A 1,431-nucleotide genomic window follows, 5' to 3' on the forward strand; every position below is an offset into this window, starting at 1 on the left:
CAATGCCGTTTACTTTGTGTTTTTTGGTGTTTTCTTGAGTGGCCAGTTGGACATTTTGCGTTTGACGGCGCGGGGGACGGTGCGTTGCCGGCGTGGGGGCAGGAGTTCGTGGAGGATTTCCCGGCAGAAAATGGCGAAGGCTTCAGCCAGCTTCTGAGGGGGAAAAAGCCGGGCGCGCGGCGAGGGATCGGCGAGCTGCCCGGAGGGTCCTTGTGAAAGAGAACTGCAGGGGGTCTTCGTCGAACTCTGCGGCGACGGTGCCGATGAGGGACCGGATCGCGTAGTGGGCGCAGAGGTGGCCGTAGATTTCCTGGAGCACGCCGTCTGGTGTTTTGGAACGCAGCACGATGCCGGGGCCGCGCTGGTGGGTTTTGAGTTCATCGAAGCTGGACTCTATTTCCCATCGCCTGGCGTACAGTCGGGCCAGGTCTTCGGCCGGTGCGGCGGCCGGGTCCAGGATCGTGGTGATCAATAGGAACTTGCTCACTTCATCCCTGGCAACGGCTTCGTTCCCCGGGGTGGCCTTGTTCTCGGTGGTGACTTCGTAGTCGATGACACGGACCGGGATGCCGTTGCTGTCCTTGGCCCGGTCCTTGCTGGAGGGATAGACCTTTGAGAGGTATGAGCCGTCGGCGTAGTCCTCCAGCGACGGCAGGGCACTGTTGGTCCTCATCCGCCACAACAACGCGGCTCCTGTCGCGGCGCTGTCCTTCCACGCCGTATAGGAATAGAACCCGCGGTCGGCCATGGCCAGCATGTCTGTGGCCAGGTCCGCCAGCAGGGCCGGATACAGGTCGTGCTCACTGGTGTCGTAGCGGGAGGCCACCGCGGAGAAGACCGCATGGGTGCCGCATTCCACCAACCCCAGCACCCTCGCCTGGGGGAACGCGCTCTTGAAGTCCGTGTTCGTCCCCGGCCGGCCATAAGCGCGTTCGTTCGCCGGGGTGTCGGCCAGGTCCAGGGTGGTCCCGTCCACGGACACCAGCCGCCACCCCTTGTAGAACCCGGGCCCGTCCGGGGCCGCGAACGGCTTGGCGACCTCGGCGAACAACTCCACCATCACCGCCGAACCCAACCGGTTCCGCGCCTTGTAAATCGCGGCTTTCGTCGGCATCACCCACTCCCGGAACCGGCCGCTCAGCCATTCCATCCCCGCCAGCAACGAGCGCATGACTTCCTCGTAGGATCCGTTGGAGAACAACGCAAGAGCCATCACGTAATAGACCATCAACCGCGAGGGCAGCAAACGGTTCCGCTGCTCCAGTGCCCCGGTACGCCCGATCCCCGCATCCACCACATCCGCCGGGAAAACCCGCGTCAACACACCCAAGGAAATGTGGTCAGTCAACCGTTCAGGACCCTCCGGGGTCACCCATCCGCTTCGCGCCATGCCGAGAGATTAACACAACTGTGCTAAGTAAACGGCATTGG

Annotated in this window: 1 protein-coding gene; it reads right to left on the reverse strand. The window is 63.1% G+C overall.

Annotation, left to right across the window (positions count from 1 at the left end; all coding sequences use genetic code 11):
• Positions 1-142: 142 nt before the first annotated feature.
• Complete coding sequence (locus ABIB14_RS18675; protein WP_354237390.1) at positions 143-1,390, reverse strand: IS4 family transposase; 1,248 nt, start codon at positions 1,388-1,390, stop codon at positions 143-145.
• Positions 1,391-1,431 lie beyond the last annotated feature (41 nt).

This window comes from Arthrobacter sp. UYEF3 (genome assembly GCF_040546245.1).
Classification (GTDB): Bacteria; Actinomycetota; Actinomycetes; order Actinomycetales; family Micrococcaceae; genus Arthrobacter.